The sequence below is a fragment of the Muriicola sp. genome, assembly GCF_041567615.1.
GTDB lineage: Bacteria > Bacteroidota > Bacteroidia > Flavobacteriales > Flavobacteriaceae > Muriicola.
On record NZ_JBFGBM010000248.1, the window covers coordinates 1 to 2,872 of the forward strand.

3 protein-coding genes are annotated in these 2,872 nt (G+C 49.2%); 1 reads left to right on the top strand and 2 read right to left on the bottom strand.

The window, feature by feature from the left end:
• Positions 1–1,122 (top strand): heparan-alpha-glucosaminide N-acetyltransferase domain-containing protein (locus tag ABYP73_RS12610; protein WP_372974567.1); only part of this gene is annotated, 1,122 nt, incomplete at its 5' end.
• Positions 1,123–1,128: 6 nt separating this feature from the next.
• Here ABYP73_RS12610 and lpdA read toward each other — a convergent pair.
• Together lpdA and ABYP73_RS12620 are read right to left on the bottom strand one after the other, a co-directional pair.
• Positions 1,129–2,535, bottom strand: coding sequence for a dihydrolipoyl dehydrogenase (gene lpdA, locus ABYP73_RS12615; protein ID WP_372974568.1), 1,407 nt, complete (start codon positions 2,533–2,535; stop codon positions 1,129–1,131).
• Between the two features lie 92 nt (positions 2,536–2,627).
• Positions 2,628–2,872, bottom strand: a 245-nt coding sequence (locus tag ABYP73_RS12620) for an Lrp/AsnC ligand binding domain-containing protein (RefSeq protein ID WP_372974569.1), incomplete at its 5' end; no start/stop codon positions are given.

Here is a 2,872-nt window from a genome sequence, read left to right on the forward strand (position 1 = left end):
ATGCTTCAGGGTCACTTTGTGGACGGGTTGCTGGATCCTGTGTACAGGGATCCGGGCAATGGCATCTATTCTGTTTGGAGGTACTTCCGGGGGATCACAGCCCCCGTATTCTTTACGGTGTCCGGGTTTATCTTTACCTATCTGCTCATTCGCGTACCCCAGACAGGATTCTCCAACCCGAGAATCAGGAAAGGTCTCCGCAGGGGACTGCAGCTGCTGCTGATCGGATATCTGTTGAGGCTGAACCTCGGGGGTCTGCTACAGGGTAAATTGTACAATGCATTCTTTCTGGTGGATGTGCTGCATTGCATAGGGATCTCCATCATGGTCATCATCGGGGTATACCTGCTGACTTCCCAATTGAGAAAATGGATGCTTCCTCTTTCCCTTTTGTCAATTACCCTTTTGTTGTTTCTCTTTGAACCGGTGTATTCCAACTGGACCTTTGCGGCCTTACCGGAGGCCCTGGCCAATTATTTTACCAGGAACAACGGCTCGGTCTTTACGATTATTCCCTGGGTGGGATATACGGCCTTCGGGGCCTTTCTTGCTGTCGTGTTCAGGAGGTATCAAACGCACATGAATCTTTATCCCAATGCCATCTGGCTCTCCCTGATTGCCGGTGTCTCTCTGGTATATTATTCCTCCCCTTTCTTTACCTTCCTCCATCAGTGGAGCGGGATTTCACTCTTTGCGGATGTAGTATCAAACAACTATCTCTTTATAAGATTGGGGAATGTGATGATCGTCTTTGCCGTCTTTATGCTGCTCAGACAATGGCTGGTCAACAACACCCTTTTGAAATTGGGCCAGAACACCCTGTCCATCTACGTGATCCATTTTATCATCCTCTATGGAAGTTTTACCGGACTCGGATTGTACCGATTCTTCGACCATAGCCTGGCTCCTGATGTGGTCATTCCCGGAGCTGTCCTATTTATGGTCACATGCTCCTTTGCCGCTCTTCAGTACGACAAACACGAAGTCTTTATAAAAGGACAGCTGGCTGTTGTAAGGCAATCCGTAAAAGGCGTTCTGCTGAAGGGATACTATTCCTTTTCTCAATATCTTATCATACTGCAAGACAAGATATTAAGGCTTATTAACGTAAGTAAAGGTTAATATTATCTAGACATGTAATGCTCGGTCAGCTGTCGCTGCGAGGGCCGCTTCTTTCACCGCCTCTGCGTAGGTGGGATGAGCATGACTCATACGTGAGATGTCCTCGGCTGAAGCGCGAAATTCCATTGCGGTAACGGCTTCTGTGATCAGGTCGGCGCAGCGGGCCCCGATCATATGCACCCCGAGAACCTCATCCGTATTCTTATCTGCCAGGATCTTAACAAAACCGTCTATGTCCATACTAGCTCTGGCTCTTCCCAGGGCCCGCATAGGGAACTGACCCGTCTTATAGGCAACACCGCTTTCTTTAAGCTGCTCCTCCGTTTTACCCACGGAAGCTACTTCAGGCCAGGTATACACCACATTCGGGATCAGATTGTAGTCGATATGGGGTTTTTGACCCGCCAGGATCTCAGCAACCATAGTGCCTTCTTCCTCCGCCTTGTGGGCGAGCATGGCACCCCTCACCACATCACCGATGGCGTAGATATTCGGGGCATGGGTCTGCAAATGGTCATTGACTTCGATCCTGCCCTTGTCATCTACCTTTATTCCGGCCGCTTCTGCGTTCAGTCCATCCGTGTAAGGCCTCCGCCCCACAGAAACCAGGCAGTAATCCCCTTCTAGGGAAAGCTCTCCTCCCTTGGGATCATCCGCTACTACCGTTACATTCTTGCCTTTTCTCTTGACCGATTTAACCTTATGTGAGAGATAGAATTTTACCTTTTGTTTTTTCAGGACTCGCATGAGCTCCTTGGACAGAGCTCCATCCATACCGGGAATGATGCGGTCCATGAATTCCACCACACTAACATCTGCTCCCAGGCGGCTGTAAACCTGCCCCAGTTCCAGACCTATCACCCCGCCCCCTATGATGATCATATGCTTGGGGATCTCTTTCAATTCAAGAGCTTCGGTAGAGGTGATGATGCGTTCTTTATCAAGGGTGATAAAGGGAAGGGAAGCAGGTTTGGATCCCGTGGCAATGATGATGTTCTTTGCCTCAATGGTGGTCGATTTACCTTTTTCAGGCTTGATATCAATATGAGTGGCATCCTTAAAGCTACCCAGCCCCCGGAAGACCTCGATCTTGTTCTTGTCCATCAGGAACTGTATTCCTTTGGTCGTCTGGTCCACAACCGCCTGCTTGCGGCCGATCATCTTCTCCAGATTCACTTTAACCTCTCCCGGAATCTCGATCCCGTGCTCTTCAAAATGCTTCACAGCTTCCTCGTAGTGATGGCTCGAATCCAGCAAAGCTTTTGAGGGGATACAACCCACATTGAGGCAGGTTCCTCCAAGGGTTGCGTATTTCTCCACGATTGCAGTTTTCATACCCAGCTGAGCGCAGCGGATAGCCGCCACATACCCTCCGGGTCCGGAGCCGATCACGGCCACATCAAATTGAGACATAGGGATAAATTAGAAGTTAATTCAAGTGAGGGAATTTTCTTTTTCCCGGGTGTCAAAAATACGAATGTTTTTGGTTTTGGCCTCATGGGGATTTATCCTAGGGAGATGGCCGTCGACGCCTTCACCTCACTGATCACAAAGGAGCTCTGAGTACTGCCGATATTGTTCAGAGCGGTGAGTTTATTGACCATAAAATCCCTGTAGGCTGCCATGTTTGACACGTGGATCTTGAGGATGTAATCGTAATCCCCGCTGACGTGAAAACACTCCGACACTTCCTCCAGCTGCTGTACCTCCCGTTCGAATTGAAGTACATATTCCTTGATGTGTCGACTGA